At 44.8% G+C, this 19880-nt stretch carries 21 protein-coding genes; 17 read left to right on the top strand and 4 right to left on the bottom strand.

The window, feature by feature from the left end:
* Positions 1 to 540 carry a helix-turn-helix domain-containing protein gene (locus tag DESLBE_RS11510; RefSeq protein WP_015943161.1) on the bottom strand — a complete coding sequence of 180 codons (540 nt, stop codon included), beginning with the start codon at positions 538 to 540 and terminating at the stop codon, positions 1 to 3.
* A gap of 149 nt (positions 541 to 689) precedes the next feature.
* Here DESLBE_RS11510 and sfsA point away from each other — a divergent pair, with 149 nt between their 5' ends.
* Positions 690 to 1376: a DNA/RNA nuclease SfsA gene (gene sfsA, locus DESLBE_RS11505; RefSeq protein WP_144676883.1), complete on the top strand. Its 687-nt coding sequence runs from the start codon at positions 690 to 692 to the stop codon at positions 1374 to 1376.
* A gap of 92 nt (positions 1377 to 1468) precedes the next feature.
* Here the strand turns inward: sfsA and DESLBE_RS11500 are convergent, their stop codons facing one another.
* Positions 1469 to 2638, bottom strand: a complete 1170-nt coding sequence (locus tag DESLBE_RS11500) for a DegT/DnrJ/EryC1/StrS aminotransferase family protein (protein WP_144676881.1) — start codon at positions 2636 to 2638, stop codon at positions 1469 to 1471.
* 241 nt (positions 2639 to 2879) lie between these two features.
* Positions 2880 to 4274 carry an SLC13 family permease gene (locus DESLBE_RS11495; RefSeq protein ID WP_243131292.1) on the bottom strand — a complete coding sequence of 465 codons (1395 nt, stop codon included), beginning with the start codon at positions 4272 to 4274 and terminating at the stop codon, positions 2880 to 2882.
* A gap of 293 nt (positions 4275 to 4567) precedes the next feature.
* Between DESLBE_RS11495 and DESLBE_RS11490 the strand changes: the two genes are divergently transcribed.
* The 12 genes from DESLBE_RS11490 (at position 4568) to DESLBE_RS11435 (ending at position 13441) form a co-directional block, all read left to right on the top strand.
* A complete protein-coding gene (locus DESLBE_RS11490; protein WP_005813498.1) occupies positions 4568 to 5242 on the top strand; it encodes a Crp/Fnr family transcriptional regulator in 675 nt (224 codons plus the stop codon).
* Positions 5243 to 5397: 155 nt separating this feature from the next.
* Positions 5398 to 5826, top strand: a complete 429-nt coding sequence (locus DESLBE_RS11485; RefSeq protein WP_011461731.1) for an OsmC family protein — start codon at positions 5398 to 5400, stop codon at positions 5824 to 5826.
* Positions 5827 to 5914: 88 nt separating this feature from the next.
* On the top strand, positions 5915 to 6325 hold the full coding sequence (gene gcvH / locus DESLBE_RS11480; protein ID WP_144676877.1) for a glycine cleavage system protein GcvH: 411 nt from the start codon (positions 5915 to 5917) through the stop codon (positions 6323 to 6325).
* Between the two features lie 21 nt (positions 6326 to 6346).
* On the top strand, positions 6347 to 7732 hold the full coding sequence (gene lpdA, locus DESLBE_RS11475; RefSeq protein WP_144676875.1) for a dihydrolipoyl dehydrogenase: 1386 nt from the start codon (positions 6347 to 6349) through the stop codon (positions 7730 to 7732).
* Positions 7733 to 8001: 269 nt separating this feature from the next.
* Positions 8002 to 9150: an aminotransferase class V-fold PLP-dependent enzyme gene (locus DESLBE_RS11470; RefSeq protein WP_144676873.1), complete on the top strand. Its 1149-nt coding sequence runs from the start codon at positions 8002 to 8004 to the stop codon at positions 9148 to 9150.
* A 282-nt stretch (positions 9151 to 9432) separates the two neighbouring features.
* Positions 9433 to 9711 (top strand): hypothetical protein, encoded by a 279-nt coding sequence (locus tag DESLBE_RS11465; RefSeq protein ID WP_005813508.1) that lies wholly within the window; start codon positions 9433 to 9435, stop codon positions 9709 to 9711.
* 3 nt (positions 9712 to 9714) lie between these two features.
* A complete protein-coding gene (locus tag DESLBE_RS11460; protein WP_005813510.1) occupies positions 9715 to 9990 on the top strand; it encodes a phage holin family protein in 276 nt (91 codons plus the stop codon).
* Positions 9966 to 10178, top strand: coding sequence for a hypothetical protein (locus DESLBE_RS11455; protein WP_015943165.1), 213 nt, complete (start codon positions 9966 to 9968; stop codon positions 10176 to 10178). The genes DESLBE_RS11460 and DESLBE_RS11455 overlap by 25 nt, the downstream gene beginning before the upstream one ends.
* A 352-nt stretch (positions 10179 to 10530) precedes the next feature.
* Positions 10531 to 11256 carry an amino acid ABC transporter ATP-binding protein gene (locus tag DESLBE_RS11450; RefSeq protein WP_035214247.1) on the top strand — a complete coding sequence of 242 codons (726 nt, stop codon included), beginning with the start codon at positions 10531 to 10533 and terminating at the stop codon, positions 11254 to 11256.
* A gap of 39 nt (positions 11257 to 11295) precedes the next feature.
* Positions 11296 to 12120, top strand: coding sequence for a transporter substrate-binding domain-containing protein (locus DESLBE_RS11445; protein ID WP_144676871.1), 825 nt, complete (start codon positions 11296 to 11298; stop codon positions 12118 to 12120).
* A 2-nt stretch (positions 12121 to 12122) separates the two neighbouring features.
* Positions 12123 to 12794 carry an amino acid ABC transporter permease gene (locus DESLBE_RS11440; RefSeq protein WP_011461724.1) on the top strand — a complete coding sequence of 224 codons (672 nt, stop codon included), beginning with the start codon at positions 12123 to 12125 and terminating at the stop codon, positions 12792 to 12794.
* Positions 12794 to 13441, top strand: a complete 648-nt coding sequence (locus DESLBE_RS11435) for an amino acid ABC transporter permease (RefSeq protein ID WP_144676869.1) — start codon at positions 12794 to 12796, stop codon at positions 13439 to 13441. Before DESLBE_RS11440 ends, DESLBE_RS11435 begins: the two co-directional genes overlap by 1 nt.
* Before the next feature lie 70 nt (positions 13442 to 13511).
* On the opposite strand, the gene DESLBE_RS11430 is transcribed toward DESLBE_RS11435, so the two are convergent.
* Complete coding sequence (locus DESLBE_RS11430) at positions 13512 to 16106, bottom strand: PEP/pyruvate-binding domain-containing protein (protein WP_144676867.1); 2595 nt, start codon at positions 16104 to 16106, stop codon at positions 13512 to 13514.
* A 661-nt stretch (positions 16107 to 16767) separates the two neighbouring features.
* Between DESLBE_RS11430 and DESLBE_RS11425 the strand changes: the two genes are divergently transcribed.
* The 4 genes from DESLBE_RS11425 (at position 16768) to nifD (ending at position 19874) form a co-directional block, all read left to right on the top strand.
* A complete protein-coding gene (locus DESLBE_RS11425) occupies positions 16768 to 17085 on the top strand; it encodes a P-II family nitrogen regulator (RefSeq protein WP_026198846.1) in 318 nt (105 codons plus the stop codon).
* 39 nt (positions 17086 to 17124) lie between these two features.
* On the top strand, positions 17125 to 17508 hold the full coding sequence (locus DESLBE_RS11420) for a P-II family nitrogen regulator (RefSeq protein WP_011461721.1): 384 nt from the start codon (positions 17125 to 17127) through the stop codon (positions 17506 to 17508).
* A gap of 39 nt (positions 17509 to 17547) precedes the next feature.
* Positions 17548 to 18375 carry a nitrogenase iron protein gene (nifH, locus tag DESLBE_RS11415; RefSeq protein WP_005813529.1) on the top strand — a complete coding sequence of 276 codons (828 nt, stop codon included), beginning with the start codon at positions 17548 to 17550 and terminating at the stop codon, positions 18373 to 18375.
* 65 nt (positions 18376 to 18440) lie between these two features.
* Entirely contained in the window at positions 18441 to 19874 is a 1434-nt protein-coding gene (gene nifD, locus DESLBE_RS11410) for a nitrogenase molybdenum-iron protein alpha chain (RefSeq protein ID WP_172625420.1), read from the top strand.
* The last annotated feature ends 6 nt before the right edge of the window (positions 19875 to 19880 follow it).

Below are 19880 nucleotides of genomic sequence, written 5' to 3'. Positions count from 1 at the left end.
TTAGAAAATTTCAGGTGGAGTTGTGGCCACGAAAAGTTTAAGTTTTGACTTGGATTTGCGGCTTATCCAGTGAGGAACATTGCCATTAAAGAAGAGGGAATCTCCTTCAGTAAGGTAAAATTCCTTTTGAGCTACATTGAAGTGCATTTCTCCTTCTAAGACATAGATTAATTTAGTTCCGTGGTGAATAATAATCTCTTCTGAGAGATCGGCAACTTCAGCGATATAGGCACCGAGCTGATTCCTTTGACCGACATTATTGATTAAAAAACGAAGAGTCATTCCTGGATTAATTTGAATGGTTCTCTGAGCTTCCGCAGGAATATGAGTTGAGGTGAATTGGGGGTTTACGAAAAAGGAAGAGATGGGGTATCCTAAAGCAGAGGCTATTTTTTCTAAGGTGATCAGGGAGGGGCTAGCCAGGTTCCTTTCAATTTGACTTAAATGACTTATCGTTAGTTCTGTCTTCTCAGCAACATCTTTTAGACTTAGTTTTTGGTTTTTGCGCATAAAACGGATTGCCGAACCTAAATCAGCCAAAAAGATTCCTCCCCCAACATATAATTTTGTTAGGGACATTATAACTGATTTTGAGAAATTATTGTAGTAGACAAGTAGTAGAATTGAAGAAAGATAAAGAATATTCACAAAAAGTTCAAAAATATCAACGGTATCCAATTAGGAGGATTATGAAGTACACCAATATCAGAGAAGGACAATTTCTTTCTCGTCCCAATCGGTTCATTGCTAAGGTGGAAATCGACGGTAAAGAGGAAATCTGTCATGTTAAAAATACAGGCCGCTGCAGGGAATTATTAATACCGGGAGTGACGGTTTTCCTTCAAGAAGCGGATTTTGAGCATCGGAAAACAAAATACGACCTGATCGGAGTTCGCAAAGGGAATAGGCTGATTAACATGGACAGTCAAGTGCCGAACAAGGTGTTTCGTGAATGGTTGGAGAAAGGGTATTTTCAGGAGCTTCAGCATATTAAGCAGGAGCAGACCTTTCGAAATTCGCGCTTTGATTTTTATCTGGAGGCAGGACAGAGAAAAATCTTTGTTGAAGTGAAAGGGGTAACCTTAGAGGAAGAGGGAGTTGCGCTCTTTCCCGATGCCCCCACAGAACGGGGGGTTAAGCACCTGCGCGAGTTGAGCCAGGCTGTGGCTGCAGGGTATGAAGCCTATGTGGTGTTCATCATTCAAATGAAAGATATTCACTATTTCACCCCCAACATCAAGACCCACCAAGCCTTTGGGGATGCATTGATTCAGGCTGAAAAGCAGGGAGTAAAAATTCTCGCTCTGGACTGCGAGGTCACGGAAGATTCTATAGAGGCTGGGGATTTTGTGACGGTCAAATTAGTTGAGGGTTAAAGCGAAAAGTCAATACTAAATGCGGGAGCTTAATAGATAGTCAAAAATAGTACAGCCAGCGGATCGATTAAAGATTTGCTGGCTGTACTATTTTATTTCCTATGTTTTTCAACAGCTTTAATCACGTTCTCCGCCACGTATTCACAATCAGCGGAGGTCAGGATGGAATAGAGGGGTAGGGTGATTTCATTGGCATACTGGGCATAGGTATTGGGGTAATCCTGAATATCATAGCCCAACTCTTTGTAATAAGTAAACATGGGGATGGGAATATAGTGAACATTGGTGGCTATGCCCATTTCGGCCAGCTCTTGAATCACCCGATCCCGTTGTTCCTCGGTGAACCCTTGGATTCGCAAAGGATAGAGATGATAGGAGCTTTCCATGATATCATTTTCCAATAAGGGTAAGAGTGCCCACTCTTTTTCCGAGAGGATGGAATGATAGATGTGGGAGAGCTTCTTTCGCTGGCCGAGAATTTTATCATAGCGATCCAGTTGAACCAGGCCAATGGCAGCCCCGATATCGGTCATATTGCACTTCAATCCGTCAGTTAAGATATCGTAACGCCATGCTCCCGCCTTCATCTTGGATAGGGCATCCTTGGTTTGCCCATTCAAGGAACTGTACTTGAAGACCTGGACTAAATTTTCCCGATCACCGTTAAAGGTAATGGCTCCCCCTTCGGCTGTGGTCAAGTTCTTAACAGCATGGAAGGAGAAGACATGAAAATCAAATTGCGTTCCCACGGGAGCTCCCTTGTAGGCAGCGCCAATGGAGTGGGCGGAATCGGATATCAGCAGGATATCCTCCCGATTCTTTTCCCTTAAAATATTTTTGACCACGTCATAATCCATGGGAACACCGCCGATATCCACGGTGAGGATGACCTTGGTCTTATCGGTGATGGCATCGTACAGCTTTTCCTCATCCATAAAGAAGCTGTCTTTCTTCAGATCGATAAAGGTAGGTCTAATGCCGCGATGGAGGGCGGCATTGGCCGTAGCCACATAAGTATAGGGAGTCGTTAAAATTTCAGCCTCGCCCGAAATATTGAGTACTTTAAGTATGAGATCCAGCCCCTGAGAATTGCTGGCAAGGGCAACAGCATGATCTGCCTGACAATACTCCTGGAGCTTCTCCTCCAGTAAATGAACCTTCGGGCCGCTGGTGATCCAGCCGGATTTGAGGACTTCGACCACAGCGTTGATTTCCAGGTCGGTTATATCAGGTGGTGAAAAAGGAATCACTCGATTATTCATTGTGTATCAACCTCCAAGACTTACTATACCACACAATTTTCCCGCAGCAAGTAGGACAAGAGTTTTTTGTCGGTGTCAAGTAGCTGTGGGCAAGAAGTTTTCTTCATCGTAGTTGTAGACATGTCGATGGACTCCTTTGGGGAACTTAAAAGCAGCAACAAAAGTTTCGTAAGCTTTTATTGCTGCTTTTTGAGTTCTTTGACACTTCCGCTCACCTGGGTGCTTCTCAGAAAGGGAAGATTTATTTTATGAGATTGAGCAAATTCCAGTAAGGGTAAAGTATTGCCGCAAAAAAGACAAAGGTTAAAAGTGTTTTGGCAGCATTTATCTTTATAAAATGCCCCATTGAAATTCTGCCAAAGCCAAACATTAGAAGATAGGGGGCAACTTCGTAGGGGAAAAAGATCATATCGGTGGAGATAACTAATGTCATGACTGTGGCCATCGGGTTCATACCGAGATCGACAGCTATTTGGGCAAAAGGCAATGATAATCCGGCCATCATTGCATAAGGTGTCATGAAAAGGTTGCCAATCATGCCGAAAAACATCATGACAAGTAAAGCAAAAAGAGGAGTTGAATCCTGTAACATGGGAGTGACCATACCAGATATCAGCTTACCAAATCCCAATGCTCCACCCACTACACCAATGCCAAGGCAACCGGCAATGAAGAAAAAGATGCTAAAGTTAATCTTTTTGATCGATTCCTTTGTTCCCACATTGATTTTAGGTAAGAAAAGCACATAGGGCAACAGCATAAAACCGTAAGCTGCCGGGTATTTATGAATGGGATTAGTAAAGAGATAAACCATTAATACGATCAAGACAGCAAGTGCTTTTTTCTCACTATTGGTAATAGGGCCTAATGACTGATATTTAGCCTGGAAGTATTCTTTCCCGCCTTCGAGCTTAATAGATTTCGTGTTAAATGCTTTAGCCAGGATAAAGAGGAATAGGATGAAGAACAGAAGAATGGGGCCATTATAAATTATCATTTCATACCATTTAGCAAAAAAACCAGGAACTACTTGGCGTATGCCTTCTTCAGCTAAGCCCAGATACCCGGGATTATACATGAAGCTGCTGGGAGCCCCTTCACCGCCTAACATTGCGGCAAAACAGAGCAATGCACTTTCTTTCGATAAATCAAGGTTCAGAGCTTTGACAATGCCATACCCAAAGACCATCATGATAATAAAAGCTTGGCAAAAAGTCACGAAATTTAAGGCAACGCCTGCGAAAAATACGCCAAACATAATGCCTGTAAAATTACCACCACATTTATAGATGCACCAGTAGGCAATTCTTGGCAGTAACCCACATTCATCGAGAACATTAGCAAGCAGCATAGCGCCAAAAATCATCCATACTGTAGTGCTGGTCCATGAGCCAAAAGCTGTTGCCGGATTAACGATGCCACTAATCATATACAATGTAGGCAGCATTATTGCAGGAATAATCGGATCAAAAAATTCAAAGGCCATAACAATAATAATAAAAGTAGTGATCACGAAAAAGATCTTCAGGGGAGCTGTGTAGAGTTCTGTAGTTGGAATGAGATATACTATAATCGGGACGAAAAAGGTTATAAGCCATTTGATAAGTGATTTACTATTAAGTTGTGAATACACCATAAATAACCATTCCCTTCGAGATGGATTTGTATTGGTGCAGCAATACAATTTGTCAATAGTGTAATAAAAAAGACTTTTGACAAGTTGAATTTTAGCAGAGGTCAAGGAAGCTGAAGTATAACTGAGGTTATACATCCCAAAGATTTTATGAAAGTTTTCATTAACACAATCGATTTTATAACTGGGGTTATACGGCTTGAAGCTTTTTTAAATTATAATCTGCTTGTAAAATTATTTGTTGCGATAGGGCGCTTAATCTTGTTTCAAAATACATTTTCCAAGGGAGGAGTATTATGGTAGCGGAGTTTCAGGAACTTAAAGATTTTATATTGAATTTGAAAGGTTCTAAAGTATGTTATTTTGAAAAAGGAGATATCATCATAAAGCAAGATGATAAAGTAGACTTTGTCTTCTATCTTGTGGATGGATTAATTTATCGCACTGTTCTATCAGAAAAAGGTGATGAAACAATCTATGATACAAAATCCGGCGATAATCAGTTAAAATCGCTGTTAGGATTATTGTATCTCTTTGATAATGGCGTGAGCTACACGAATTTTATTGCTAAAACTCATTGTACTTGTTATAAGATTCCCAAAGAAGTTATATGGAAGTTTATATCAGATAAGCCAGATATCTTGCGTGAACTAATAAATATTGCTATGAATTTCTATAATTCCACAATTGTATTAATTCAAAATAAACAACAAAAGAAGGCTGTGAATCGATTGTGCCAATTCTTGTTGGAACAGGCCAACGTCGTAAATGGCAAATTAGCCGTTCGAAAGGCGTGTACAAATGTAGAAATAAGTAAATTCTTGGGTATTCATCCGGTTACTTCTGCCAGAATTATTAAGTGTTTAATTGACGAAAAAGTTATTGTTCGATGCAAAAACGGGCTGACTATCCTTGATGAAAATAAACTAAAAGAGTATGCTCGGGAGATACGAAACATGACTTACTCTTAAATCTTATAGGTTAAATGCGTAGGGCCTAATTATTGTGATTGATATAACCGGGGTTATTTTTAGTTTGAGTTGTTTTTAGCTATGCTGAATAGAGAAATTATCCCAATTGCATGTGCAGATGTGATTGTGATAATTGATGTATGGGAGGTATGGGTATGGCTAAAGTCGTTGTTAAATGGGAAGAAAATATGAATTTTAGAGGATACGATTCAGGGCAGAGAGATGTATTAATGGATGCATCAGCAATTTATGGTGGATCAGATAAAGGAATAAGACCGATGGAGCTTTTGCTGATCACCCTTGGAGGTTGTGCTTCAATCGAAATTGGAAACGTTTTGAATAAAATGCGGATCTCTTATGAGCAGTTTGATGTGGAAGTAGAAGGAGAGAGAGCGGATACAGTGCCACAAGTCTTTACGAGTATTTCGTTAAGATTTATTGTTAAGTGCAACAATTTATTTAAAGAGAAATTAGAAAAAGCTCTAAGATTAGGGGAGGATTATTGCTCTGTAGCCAATATGATCAAAGAATCCTGTCCTATCAAAATGAGTTATAACTTAAATGGTATAGATTACTCTCTTTAGAGAAGCGATAAAATAAAATGTTCATATATAGAAGCAAAAGCCTTCTGAGCGAGTCAGTGGTTGTTGTAAAAAACAGGAGGAATAGGGAATGGCCAAGGCAATTACGGAATTAATCTTTAGAGATGATCTTTTTTATTCAGGCAAGCACACCTGGGCAAAGATTGAAGGTAAATTTGTGAAAATTGGTATTACTGATTTCGCACAGGATCAGCTTGGAGAAATCCTCTTTGTTGAATTGCCCGCTGTTGGAGATACTTATAAGAAAAATGATACCTTTGGTCAAGCTGAATCAGCAAAAAGCGTTTCTCAGCTTTATATGCCTTTGAGTGGTTCAATTGTCGAGATCAATAACTTAATAGAAGATTCAGCTGAATATGTGAATGAGGAACCGTATGATCAGGGTTGGATGATTGTGGTTGAATACAGCGATTCAGACGAAATAGAGGGGCTCCTATCCAAGTTGGAATATAGGCAGCAGATAATAGCTATGTCAGCATAGGTTTATGGGGAGGAACAGGTTGTGGAACAGTATCAGGTAGGTATTCTTGGTGGAGGGCCGGGGGGTTATGTATGTGCTCTCAGAGCAGCGCAGTTGGGATTAAGCGTTGTTCTTGTCGAAGGTGACCGCCTAGGCGGAACTTGTCTTAACCGAGGGTGTATTCCAACTAAAGCTTTGATTAAGTCTGCTGATTTTTGGAGAGAGCTTCAACAAGCTGAGGAATTTGGAATCCGGGCAGGAGAAAGTTCATTTGATTTTGCAAAGATGATAGAACGCAAGGATCGCATAGTCCATAATCTGGTTTTGGGAGTCGAACAATTATTTCGAACGGCTAAAATCCCCGTAATCAAAGGTTGGGGTGAAATTACCGAAGCAGGCAGGATTAACGTCGAAACTGAAACCGGTCAAGTCAGCCTTAAAGTTGAAAATCTTGTTGTGGCAACAGGCTCAACTCCCTTTCGTATTCCGGTTCCTGGGGCGAATCTTGATGGTGTTATGACCAGTGATCATATTTTAGATGAGAAAACTTTGCCGGAAAAGTTGGTAATCATCGGTGGCGGTGTTATTGGCTTGGAATTCGCCTCTGCTTTTCAGGCATTGGGCGTAAAGGTTACTGTTGTTGAAATGCTCCCTTCTTTGTTGGCTAATAGTGATGATGAAATCCCGAGGCGCTTGACTTCAGTATTGAAGAAAAGAGGCATAGACATTTTCACAAAAACCATGGTTAAAGAGATCAAATCCGCAGAAAATCGGCTGATTACTGTTGTGGAGAATGCAAAAGGTATACAGGAAATTTTTTCAGACCGGGTTCTGTTAGCAACTGGACGCAAAACAAATTTGTGCGGAGTAAACGCTCAACGATTGGGCTTGCAACTAGAGGGAGGAAGTATTGTTGTTGATTCTCAGATGAGAACATCAGTGCCTAATATTTATGCAATTGGCGATGTTACCGGAAAAGCGATGCTGGCTCATGTGGCTTCGGCACAAGGTATGGTAGCAGCTGAGCATATCGCCGGTCATCAGGTTGAAATGAGTTACCGAGCAGTACCCAGCGTAATATTCACTCATCCCGAGATTGCAGCAGTCGGTGCAACAGAGCAGGAGCTTAGAACTGCAGGTGTTAAGTACAAAGTTAGCAAATTCCCTTTTAGTGCCAATGGAAAAGCTTTAGTGTTAGGGGAAACAATGGGAACTGTAAAAATTTTGGCTAATGAAGAAGGGGTGATCCTCGGTTCCAGCATCATGGGTCCTCAAGCGAGTAGTTTAATTCAAGAACTGGTGTTGGGTGTGGAAAAAGGCCTGAACGCCGAAGTATTAGCAAAGACGATCCATGCTCATCCCACATTGCCTGAAGCAATAATGGAATCAGCACATGGAATCCTGGGTAAACCGTTACATCTAGCCTAAGATTACAATATAAGTGCAAAAAAATCGTGATTCTGGGAAGAGCTAAAAACACTCTTCCCAGAATCACGATTTTTTGTCTACGATAGGTTTATTCTGATTCGGGACAGGAACACCTTAAAACTAGTTGTTTCTAAATTGCCCGGAGTTTCTTTATGGACAGTATCATTCTATAAGAAAACGTATTACTATATAGATAAAGATAAAGATAAGGATAGAGTTTATACTTTAAAAGTCTAGGCAATGAACCCGAAAAGGTGGTAGAAGATAGTATGATTTACTTTGATAATGCTGCAACAACTTGGCCCAAACCGGAATGCGTTTATGAGGCAGTGGATCAGTGCCTGCGCAACAAAGGAGCGAATCCCAGCCGCTCCGGTCATTTTATGGCCTTGCTTGCCGGGCAGATTGTCCTCAATGCCCGGGTACAAATCGCCGAGTTTTTTAATATCTCCGACCCCTTACAAGTGGTGTTTACTCCCAATGCCACGGAAGCTCTTAATATCGGTTTGAAGGGGTTGTTGAAACCGGGAGATCATGCGATTACCAGCTCTCTTGAACATAATGCCGTCACCCGCCCTCTGGAAAAACTGCGCAGCCAGGGTGTAGAGGTAACCAAGCTGCCGACCTCTGTGCAGGAGGGATTGCATCCTGAGCAAGTGGAAGCAGCTATTCAGAGCAATACCAAGCTCATTGTCCTCAGCCATGCTTCCAATGTGATGGGGTTAATTCAGCCCATTGGTGAGATCGGCAGAATTGCCGGGGAAAAGGGTGTCCTTTTTATGGTGGATTCTGCCCAGACTGCAGGTTCCATTCCCATCGATGTTCAGGCTATGGGCATCGACCTTTTGGTCTTTGCCGGACATAAAGGGTTATTGGGGCCTCAAGGAACAGGCGGCTTGTATCTTCGCGAAGATTTGCGTCTCGATACCCTGAAGGAAGGAGGAACCGGAGCGAATTCAGAGGAACCCTTCCAGCCGGAAGAGAGCCCGGAGCGTTATGAGAGCGGAACCCTCAATACACCGGGAATTGCAGGTCTGGGAGCAGGTATAGAATTCATCAAGCAGGAAGGAATAGAGAAGATACGGGAAAAGGAAAGAACCCTCACCCGCCAGTTGATGCTGGGCTTAAGCGCAATACCCGGCGTCATTCTTTATGGCCCTGGCCCTTCTGTAGAAAGGGCGCCTGTCGTGTCTATTAACTTGGAGGGAAGGGAACCTTCGGAAGTTTCCTATCTCTTGGATAAGCTTTATGGAATCGCGTCAAGACCGGGCTTGCATTGTGCCCCCGATGCCCACAAAACCCTTGGTACCTTCCAACAAGGAACAGTTCGTTTAAGCTTAGGGTACTTTAATACCAGCCAAGAGGTGGAGGAGTGTCTGGATGCGGTTGCCGGACTCAGTTCCCCGAACAAGAAATAAAAGTTTTGTCAATATATTCTAAATAGAATTTATAGATAGTGTAGAAAATAATATGAATTTTTGCTAAAATAATGTCATGCGAAGCTATCGGAGAGGCGGAAGATAATAGATTTTTGAAATCCGAATTCGCTAAGAGGGAAAATTTTTGAATGAATCAGATGGACAAGCGGTCTGACAGTTAGTTGGCTTGAGAGGTGCTAAGTCCTTCTCAAAGCTTGGACAGCCACCCTGATTGACTCAAAAAGGTGCCCCAGGTAAGCAAAATAGAGGAGGTAGAAAAAGATGCAATCCAATGAAACGACGACTACTCAAGCAAACCCCATTGATTTATCCGATGTTAAAGCAGCGCTTCTGATGGCGGTTGACCTCGGATACGAAGTCATTAAAGAAGTCGCCCAAAAGCCCATCGAAACCGGTGAGGATGTTGCTAAAAAGGCCTGTGAAGAAGGGAAAAAAGTTGTCGAAAAAGGGGTAGGAGCAGCAAAGGAACATCCGTTAGCAACCCTTCTGATTGCCTTTGGATTGGGTTTCCTCGTCGTAAAATTGCTGAAGAGGAAATAGTCTATGGAAGCACTAGCAGATATTGTCGTAAAATTCCTGGACTTACTTGAAGCACAGTTTGCAGATTTCCGGGGAAAATTGTTTAAGATACTGATTGCGGTTGGGCTAATTGTCGTCGCTTTAGTATTGGCGATCACCGCTTTTATCATGTTTGTGTACGGTGTTTTCCTCGGTTTAAGTGTGCTTATGCCGTCTTACCTTGCTGCATTTGCAGTGGCCCTGGTAGCGATTATCCTGGGAGGGGGGTTGGTTCTTTGCGCAAAGAAAACAATGGCTTAACTGTTGCTGAAGCAAAGCAGCAATTTAAACAGTCCGTGGCAAAGTTTCAACCTAAACGGATCATAACCGATAATCTTTGGCAATGTACACTGATCAGCTTCGTGGCAGGAATGGTTTCTGCCGACTCCAGGAAATCGCGGGAGAGCTTGGTTAGCCTAGCTGTCGCGGTAGTTAAAAAAGCTCTGTAATAGTCTCTTAATCATATTTAAAGATATGCTGAAGATAGTGAGTAACATAAGAGGACCACAGCAGCCTAAAGGCTCCTTGTGGTCCTCTTTTCCTATTCTTAAATAGAAGAATGCCAATTGGGGGAGAGCGGGGATGAGCAGGTAGTTAAGATCTAAGTAATAAATAGTGGCTGAAAAGAGACTTCGTACGTTTTTCGAAGTATATGTATACAGAATACATTATATTCCGACTATTGCCATTATTCTCAACCGAATGATAATATTATAAATATTATAACTAATAGTATAGACATCTTCAAGAAAAATAACGTTGCTTCTTTTGAGGTCATTAAAAATTATAGGGGGACATAAAGTGATTCTACTGGAAGGACTACATAAGCACTTTGGACATTTGCATGTTCTAAAGGGGATTGATCTACAGGTTAAAGCCGGAGAGAAGCTGGTTGTTATTGGTCCCAGCGGATCAGGTAAGAGTACCTTGATTCGCTGTATGAATCTTCTTGAGAAGCCTTCCTCCGGTAAAGTCGTTGTGGATGGGGTTGAGATCACCGCCCATAAAGCGCCTGTCGCCAAGGTTCGGCAATCTGTGGCCATGGTTTTCCAACAGTTTAATTTATATCCCCATAAGACGGTTCTGGAGAATTTAACCCTTGCGCCAACCTTGATTAAAGGAGTCTCTAAAGAAGAGGCAGAAGTGTCGGGAATGGCCATTCTTGAGCGTGTAGGCTTAAAGGTTAAGGCCAACGCTTATCCCTCTCAATTGTCAGGAGGGCAGCAACAACGGGTCGCTATCGCCAGGGCCCTGAATATGAAACCGAAGATCATGCTGTTTGATGAACCCACATCAGCTTTGGATCCGGAAATGATCCAAGAGGTTCTCGATGTGATGGTGGATCTAGCTCATGAAGGAATTACCATGGTTGTTGTTACTCACGAGATGGGCTTTGCCCGTCAGGTAGCGGATCGGGTCTTGTTTATGGATGAGGGGGAGGTCCTTGAGACAGGCACTCCTGAACATTTCTTTACTAATCCTACCCACGAAAGGACAAAACTTTTCCTCAGCCGCATTCTGCGTTAATTTTCCCCAAAAATATATAAAAAAGTAGGAGGGAATTTTGTGAAAAAATTAGGTATTCTTTTAGCGGGCGTTTTCCTTGTCGGAAGCTTACTCGCGGGCTGTGGTTCAAGCACAGCACAACAACCGGCCCAATCCGGCGGAGGAAGTGAATCCGGTGCGCCTGCAGATGTTCAGGCCATTAAAGATCGTGGTGCCTTAAGTGTAGGAGTTAAAGTAGATGTGCCTGGGTTCGGGTACAAAGACCCTAAGACCAATGTGATCGACGGGTTCGAAATTGATCTGGTTAAGGCCTTGGCCGAAGAGATTTTTGGGGATCCCAGCAAAATCAAGCTGCAAGCTGTGACGGCTAAAACCCGTGGACCTCTTTTGGACAGCGGGGATGTGGATATGGTTGTTGCGACCTTTACCATTACAGAAGACCGGAAAAAGAGCTATAACTTCTCCGACCCCTATTATATAGACGGTGTTGGTTTGTTGGTCAAGAAAGCTCCCGGGTATAAGAGCTTAAAAGACTTAGACGGCAAAAACATTGGTGTTGCTCAAAGTGCGACCAGCAAAACAGCCGTTCAAGCCGAAGCAGACAAACTGGGTGTCAAAGTGAAGTTCCAGGAGTTCGCTACCTATCCCGAAATTAAAGCAGCTCTTGATTCCGGCCGGGTAGATGCCTTCTCCGTTGACCGTTCTATTCTCTTAGGCTATATCGATGACTCGACGATGCTCCTGGATGATAAATTCAGTCCTCAAGAGTATGGCGTGGCCAGCAAATTAGGAAACGATGGCTTAGCCAAACTGGTTAATGATAAGATCGCCGAAATGAAAGGCAATGGAGAGCTTGACAAATTAATTGAGAAGTGGGGTCTGTAGCAGTGACGGGACCATTTGCCTGGTTTAAGTGGCAAGCACTATTCAGCGACTGGACAATATTTGCCGAGGGATTCCTGACTACAGTCATGGTTTCTGTGCTGGGATTATGCCTGGCTTTAGCCCTGGGAGTAGTTTTTGGGGTTCTGGGGAGTACCCATCTGAAGCTTTTTCGAGCCATAAATCGTGTATACGTTGAGTTTATTCAAAATACTCCCTTGGTAATCCAGGTCTTCTTTGTCTATAATGGGCTACCTCATATTGGGCTCATGCTCCCTGTCTTTAGTGTGGGAGTATTGGGTGTTGGGGTATACCATGGTGCTTATATCGCTGAGGTTGTGCGGGCCGGTATTCAGGCGATTCATCGAGGGCAGATGGAGGCTGCACTATCCCAAGGGTTCTCATATTGGGGCGCTATGCGGCATGTCATTTTACCCCAAGCCGCTCGGGTCGTATTGCCCCCTCTCACCAATCAAGCGGTGAGCCTAATCAAAAACACTTCCGTATTGGCCATGATTGCCGGTGGTGATCTGATGTATCGTGCCGATTCCTGGTCGGCAGGAAATATTTATTATGGTCCCGCCTATGTCACCGCCGGATTGCTTTACCTGCTGTTGTGCTTCCCCTTAGCCCAGCTGGCTCAGTACCTGGAGCGTAAGATGGAGGTGTCGGCATAATGGCAGAAATTTTTCAACCTTATGTCTTTCGTTTCCTGGCTGAGGGGTTAATGACAACGCTGTATATTGCAGGCATGACGATCGTCCTCAGCTTCATAATCGGAACGGTTCTCGGCATCGCCCGCTATTCGAAGAATCTTGTATTGGCACCTTTAGCCGCAATCTATATTGAAGTTGTCCGCAATATTCCTTTGCTCCTGTTTATTCTTATGTTCCGGTTTATGACGAGGTTGGAACCTGTCAACGCGGGTATTCTGGCGATGACGGTATTCACTTCAGCGATTATCGCCGAGGTGGTGCGGGGCGGTCTGAACTCCATTGATAAAGGTCAGTGGGAGGCCGCAAAATCTCAGGGACTTTCCTATGTGCAGATTCTTCGCTATATTATCCTTCCCCAGGCTTTGCGGAAAATGATTCCGCCGCTGGTTTCCCAGTTCATAACGGTCGTCAAAGACACCTCTTATGTCTGGGCAGTGGGGATTGAGGAACTGACCGGAAAGGGCTTGATCATCATGGGTCAATTTGGCTCTACGCCCCAAGTCTTTACCCTCTTCGGCATGATTGCCCTGACCTATTTTGTCCTGAACTATGCACTATCTGTAATAGCCCGCAATCAGCAGGCCAGGTCGGCAATGCAGAGCTATTAAATGGTTGGCTCCAGAGAACAAAGCGCTTTTTCTGGAGCCTTTTATTGTATGCCCTCCTGCAGAGGCAAGGTTATTGTATGGGTAAAAAGAGGAGAAACCTCTGACTGGCTACATCGGAAACGAACTGCAGATTGATCTCAGCCGGGAAGCCATAGACCTGAAGGGTTTTTTGAAGATATGGTTTATCAAAACATTCTTCAGGCAGCGGTTCCGTATAGTTTTCTAAAGATTCCAGTTGGTAAACAGTTTCTTTTTTTTCCGGGAAGAGGGCCAGGTAGAAGATCCCGCTTTCGACCAGGTCTTGAAAGAAATGAGTTCCAAAAGAAACATCAGGAAGAAATCCTGTTTGCTGATAGCCGATCTCACCGAGGAGCGAGATGCGGTTAATCTCAGCAAAAGATACGGGAACTCCCAAGGCGGGCAGCCGGGATCCCCATCGTCCCGGACCTAATAAAAGGGTGGTGGTGGATTCCTTATCAATCTGCCGGTTGAGCTTACCGATAGTTCGCGCGACTTCATATTTTTGACTTTGGGTGAGATTACTGTAGGCTAAAGGCTCCACAAAAATGATCTTATGCACTCTTGTGGAGAGGCTGCCTCCCATAAAATTTCCCACCCCATTGAAGATCGTATGGGACAGAGGGATCTCTTCAGGAACATGGACTTGATGTTTTGAACCTCGAATCTGCAGGGGCCGGCATTGAAGGAGGTTGATGAAATAATCTCCATTGCGACGCAGGTTAAGGGTAAACTCGATATCCACCGGATGACGATAGGCGTTCTCCAGGGTTTTCATGAGTTTGGAAAAAATCTGGGCGATGTTGGTATTGGCGAATAAGGGATTAAAGGTAAAGAACCAAAGTTCCTGGGGAGCTCGGCCCAGGTCCCGCAGTCTTTGCTCTGTTGCCCAATCCCGCTCTGCAAATTGCGTCTGATAAAGCTCAAGAGACTTTTGGAGCAAATCCTGAATAGAAACCGTCTCTTGACTATTTGCCCGGATATTGAGCACATCGATTTTGGATTGGGTAAAGGCCTTAAAATTCTCCAACCCGTCATAGGGAACGGAAAGGGGGCGGTCCAGGGCAGCGATGCGGGCATAGTCTCCTTCTAACCGGTCAACGGCGCGGGTTCCCAATCCCAGAACCAGGCGGATCATCCCTGCCTGAGGGTCGATCCGGTTATCCCAGACATAGGTGTTATAGGAGAAGCCTACACCGGCCAGATCCGGGAAAAAATACTCCCCTTTATTGGACCCGGACACTCTTTGAACCAGGAGGGCCATCTGCTCCTCCGTATCGCTGAGATTGTGTTTCTCCCGGTAAGCAAGAGCTTCTTCACTGAGAGTGCTGGCATAGATTTCGCGAATGGCCTGAGTAAACATATGGTAGCGCTCTTCCAGGGTGCCCTGATTGATGCAGAACACGCTTTCATATTTTCCAGGGAAAGCATTGCCGAAGCCATCTTCAAGCAAGCTGCTGGAGCGGACGATAATGGGGGACTGTCCGAAATATTCCAGCATTCTTAAAAATTTATTGCGGATGAAGTCATTGAATTGCCCTTTGAGGATTTTTTCCTGCAACTGAGCTGCTTTGGCCAAAGCATCCTCTTTAGCTCGCCTTTGCTCCATTTTCAGTTGCCAAAGGTTATTATCGATCAGGTAGGAGTAGAAAACATCAGAACCGATGTAGAAAGAGTCATGAGGTTCAAGAATCTTGCGCCAGTCATCAGAATCCTGAACCAAAATTTTGCGCGCCAGCAGCATCCCCACGGATTTCCCACCGATAAAGCCGGAACCGATTAAGCGGGATTTGATGGAGAGGATATCCTGCAGGGAAAAATGTTCATCGATGAGCTGGAGGATCCCTTCATCCCGGCTTAAGAAAATCCGCGCCAAATGCCGGATATGGTTCTTTTCTTCGCTATGAGTTAAAGCCTTAGCGGCCAGGAGCTGCCCGGCTTTCAAAAAAAGGCGATCCCAATAATCCAAATCCCGTTCCGGATTATCATCATATTCCCCCAATTGGGCATTGAGAAAAGCCACTTCGGCGCTGCTGGTGACGGGGAGGAACGCATCTCCCTCTTCGATATGGGGGAAGAAGAGGGTGGGCGTATAGCGTTTCCACATTTTTATAGGGTGGATATAAGTCTGGCCCTCTGCTTCAAAAATGTCGATCAGAACTTGAGTCGTATCCCGGATGACGGCAGTGGTGTGGAAGGAGTTGCGGTTTTTGTAGGTGGCGAAATAGGCGATGGTGTTCAACTCGAAAAGATAAGGGCAGGTCACCTTGAAGAAATTGCCGATCATGGTATCTGTTGCCCAACGGTCCAAAAGCTCGGATAGGCAGTCAAAGATATAGAAGACATCCCGGCCCTCCAGAGTGATCTTCTCATGAATCTGGGTGCAGAATTCTTCAAAGCCCCTCTCGGCATTCACCGGAAATAGTTCTATATGCTCATGGCAGGTGATTAGAGGAGGATGCTGTGCAAAACGAATATAAATCATTTTACGGTGGGGTCCGGCATTTTTATGGATAAACCCCTGGACGAAACGCTGATAGACCTCAATATCTTTAACTTGGAAAACTACGTTATCGCCCATCCACAGAAACTGGATCACGTCATCTAAAGAAGGAAAGCCGGTACTGATTGTTTGAGGTTGTCCCATTATTCTCCCTCCAAGCCATCGCTGTATAGTGCTATTATACAGCAAAAAGAAGAGAATTAAATTCGTACCGGGCTCTCTATCCCAGGGTAATCATTCCTTTGTCAATCAAGGCTTCTATGTATACAGTGTTCTTGACCTGAATCGCTGGACGCTTGGAGCGAAGTACTCTATAATATAAACAAGTAAAGCTCATTGAAACAGCAGTGATTTAGTTAGTGGTAGTGGATCAGAGGGTAAATCTATATAAACAGTATTTCTAGACAAACTCACGATTTTCGTGACATATAAGGCACAGGTCCAAAGGACTTGAGCGGTGAAGTGATAGAGAGAGCCTAAGAAAAAACAGAGCTCTCTCTTTTATTTTAACCTATGTTTTAAGAATGAATCTAAGTCTATCTTTCATGGCAATTAGTGTGCAAGCTATTTTAAAATTAGATTCCATCATAATCCGCCAATTAAATAAAAATGGGCACCGGATTGATTTCAATCTGGAGTGTTTAAGAGGATAAGAGAGCCCCCATTGATCGAATAACCGATCAGGCTGTGGGCTCTCTTTTTATTTTACATTCTTTTGGGAAGGGTGGTGATGCGAAGTCTTTCGCTAGGCATGGATGGGTCAGTGAGGAAAGCACTCTCAGAAAATTTAAGGAGGAATTGTGAAATGAAAATGATACGCTCGATTATCCGACCGGAAAAGGCTGAAGTTGTCGCCGAAGCTTTGGCAGACGCAGGCCTGACATCTTTAACCAAAATGCATGTTTTTGGACGGGGCCGTACCAAAGGCATCCGCATCGGTGATGTGGTTTATGATGAATTCCCGAAAACCTTGCTTCTGATGGTTGTGCCAGATGAGAACTTAGAAAAAGCCATCCAGATCATCCTGGAAAAGTCCAAGACCGGGACCATGGGGGACGGGAAAATCTTTATTACCGAAGTGGAAGAGGCTTATACCATAAGCTCAGGAACCAAAGGCTTATAAGCGGGCCTGACAAAGGCTCATAAGAAAGGAGTTGTCGGCATGAAAGAAATTATCGCCTGTATCCGCAGGCACCAGGTTCCCGCCACCAAAAACGCCCTTGAAGAAGCGGGTTTCCCGGCCCTGACGATTCAGAGCATCGAAGGACGGGGAAAGCAATATGGTATTGGGGGGTGGGAAGCAGAGGTTGACCCGGAACTCAATAAGGTCCTCAGACCTCAGCAAGTCACAGAGTCACGGATCAACTGGATTCCCAAACGGATGCTGACTTTAATCGTGCAGGACCAGGAGGTGGAAGCAGCGGTCAAGACTATTACGGCAATCAATAAAACGGGACATTGCGGAGATGGAAAAATCTTTGTATGCCCTTTGCATGAAGTGGTCCGGGTTAGGACAGGTGAAGTGGGCAAAGAAGCTGTCCTATAACGGCAGAAAAGATCGAGACTAGATAGGGGGATGTAAGAAATGAGACAAATCGCGATATATGGTAAAGGCGGAATCGGTAAATCCACGACAACTCAGAATACAGTGGTTGCCCTGGCGGAGATGGGAAGAAAAGTGACCATTGTGGGCTGCGATCCCAAGGCAGACTCCACCCGCCTGATTCTGAACAGTAAAGCCCAAACCACGGTTATGGACCTGGCTCGTGAACGGGGAACGGTGGAGGATCTGGAACTGGAAGATGTGTTGGTGGAAGGTCATCTGGGGGTGCGCTGTGCGGAGTCCGGCGGCCCGGAACCGGGTGTGGGCTGTGCCGGACGGGGTGTGATCACCGCCATTAACTTTCTTGAGGAAAACGGTGCTTACACCGAGGATACAGATTATGTCTTCTATGATGTTCTGGGTGATGTAGTCTGCGGGGGATTTGCCATGCCGATCCGTGAGAACAAAGCCAAGGAAATCTATATCGTCACCTCCGGTGAAATGATGGCCATGTATGCGGCCAACAACATCTCCAAAGGGATCTTAAAGTATGCCAACACGGGGACGGTCCGTCTGGGCGGGCTCATCTGCAACAGCCGGCAGACGGATAAAGAATACGAATTGATCTCGGCTCTGGCCAAAGCGCTCAATACGCAAATGATTCACTTCATGCCCCGGGATAATGAAGTACAGCGGGCGGAATTGCGCAAACAAACCGTGATCCAGTATAATCCCACTCATTCTCAAGCGGATGAGTACAGAGCACTGGCCCGTAAGATTGAAGCCAACACTATGATGACCATACCCACACCGATGGAAATGGAGCAGCTGGAAGAACTGCTGATGGAATATGGGATTATGGAGATGTAGCCAATGCAGCAAATGCAGTGAATTCAGCAAATTCAGTTAAGGCAGGAAAGAAGGAGGACAGCGTTATGAGCATCAGTGAAATGGTCCAGGCCAGAAAAGAACTGGTCAATCAAGTGTTGGAAGTCTATCCGGAAAAGGCTAAGAAAAACCGCAGGCAGCATCTTTCTGTCAAAGAAAGTGATTGCTCAAGCTGCGCTGTTAAGTCCAATGGGAAAACCGTACCGGGAATCATGACCGCCCGGGGCTGCGCTTACGCCGGAGCCAAAGGGGTTGTGTGGGGGCCGGTCAAGGATATCGTGCATATTTCCCACGGGCCGGTGGGGTGCGGGTTTTATTCCTGGGCTAACCGCCGGAACCTGGCAGAAGGTGAAGTGGGCATAGACAATTTCGTACCCTTCCAATTCACCTCGGACTTCCAGGAGAGCGATATCATCTACGGCGGGGACAAAAAACTGGAGAAGATCATTGAAGAGGTCGTCGAACTGTTCCCCAATGCCAAAGGAGTTTCCGTACTGTCCGAATGCCCTGTGGGGCTGATCGGAGACGATATCGAAAGTGTCGCCCGCCGGATGACGGAGAAAACCCAGCGCCCTGTGGTGCCGGTGCGCTGCGAAGGGTTCAGGGGAATTAGTCAGTCCCTCGGTCACCATATTGCCAATGATGCAATTCGCGATCATATCATCGGCAAGGGGCCGGAGCGGGAAATCGGACCCTACGATATTGGGATTATCGGGGATTACAATATCGGTGGTGATGCCTGGGCCAGCAAAAAAATCCTGGAAGAAATCGGCTTGAATGTGGTGAATATCTGGACCGGTGATTCTACTCTGGAAATGCTTCAGAACGGGCATCTGGTCAAACTGAACTTAATCCATTGCTACCGGAGTATGAACTATATGGCCAACTATATGGAGGAAACCTACGGAACCCCCTGGCTGGAGTTTAATTTCTTCGGACCCACGAAGATTAAAGAATCACTTCTGAAAATTGCCGCTCATTTTGACGACTCCATTAGGGAGAACACCCAAAGAGTCATTGCCAAATATGAAGCCGAGATGCAAAAAGTCATCGACATTTACCGGCCCCGTTTGGCCGGCAAAAAGGTCATGCTGTATGTAGGCGGCCTTCGCCCCCGGCATGTGGTGGGCGCTTATGAAGATTTGGGCATGGAGATTATCGGTACGGGCTATGAGTTTGCCCATAAGGAGGATTACGAACGGACTTACCCCCAGTTGAAGGAAGGAACCCTTATTTACGATGATGTATCCGCTTTGGAACTGGAAGAGTTTGTTAAGGATCTTAAGCCGGATCTGGTGGGCTCGGGAATTAAGGAAAAGTATGTCTTTGAAAAAATGGGCCTGCCTTTCCGCCAGATGCACTCCTGGGATTACTCCGGACCTTATCACGGTTATGATGGATTCCCCATTTTTGCCCGGGATATGGATATGGCGGTGAACAGTCCCACCTGGAAGTCCATTAAAGCTCCTTGGATGAAATAAAAATCA

Origin of the sequence: Desulfitobacterium sp. LBE, from assembly GCF_007830365.1 — a bacterium.
GTDB classification, from domain to species: Bacteria; Bacillota; Desulfitobacteriia; order Desulfitobacteriales; family Desulfitobacteriaceae; genus Desulfitobacterium; species Desulfitobacterium hafniense.
This window is presented reverse-complemented; position numbering and strand designations above follow the sequence as displayed.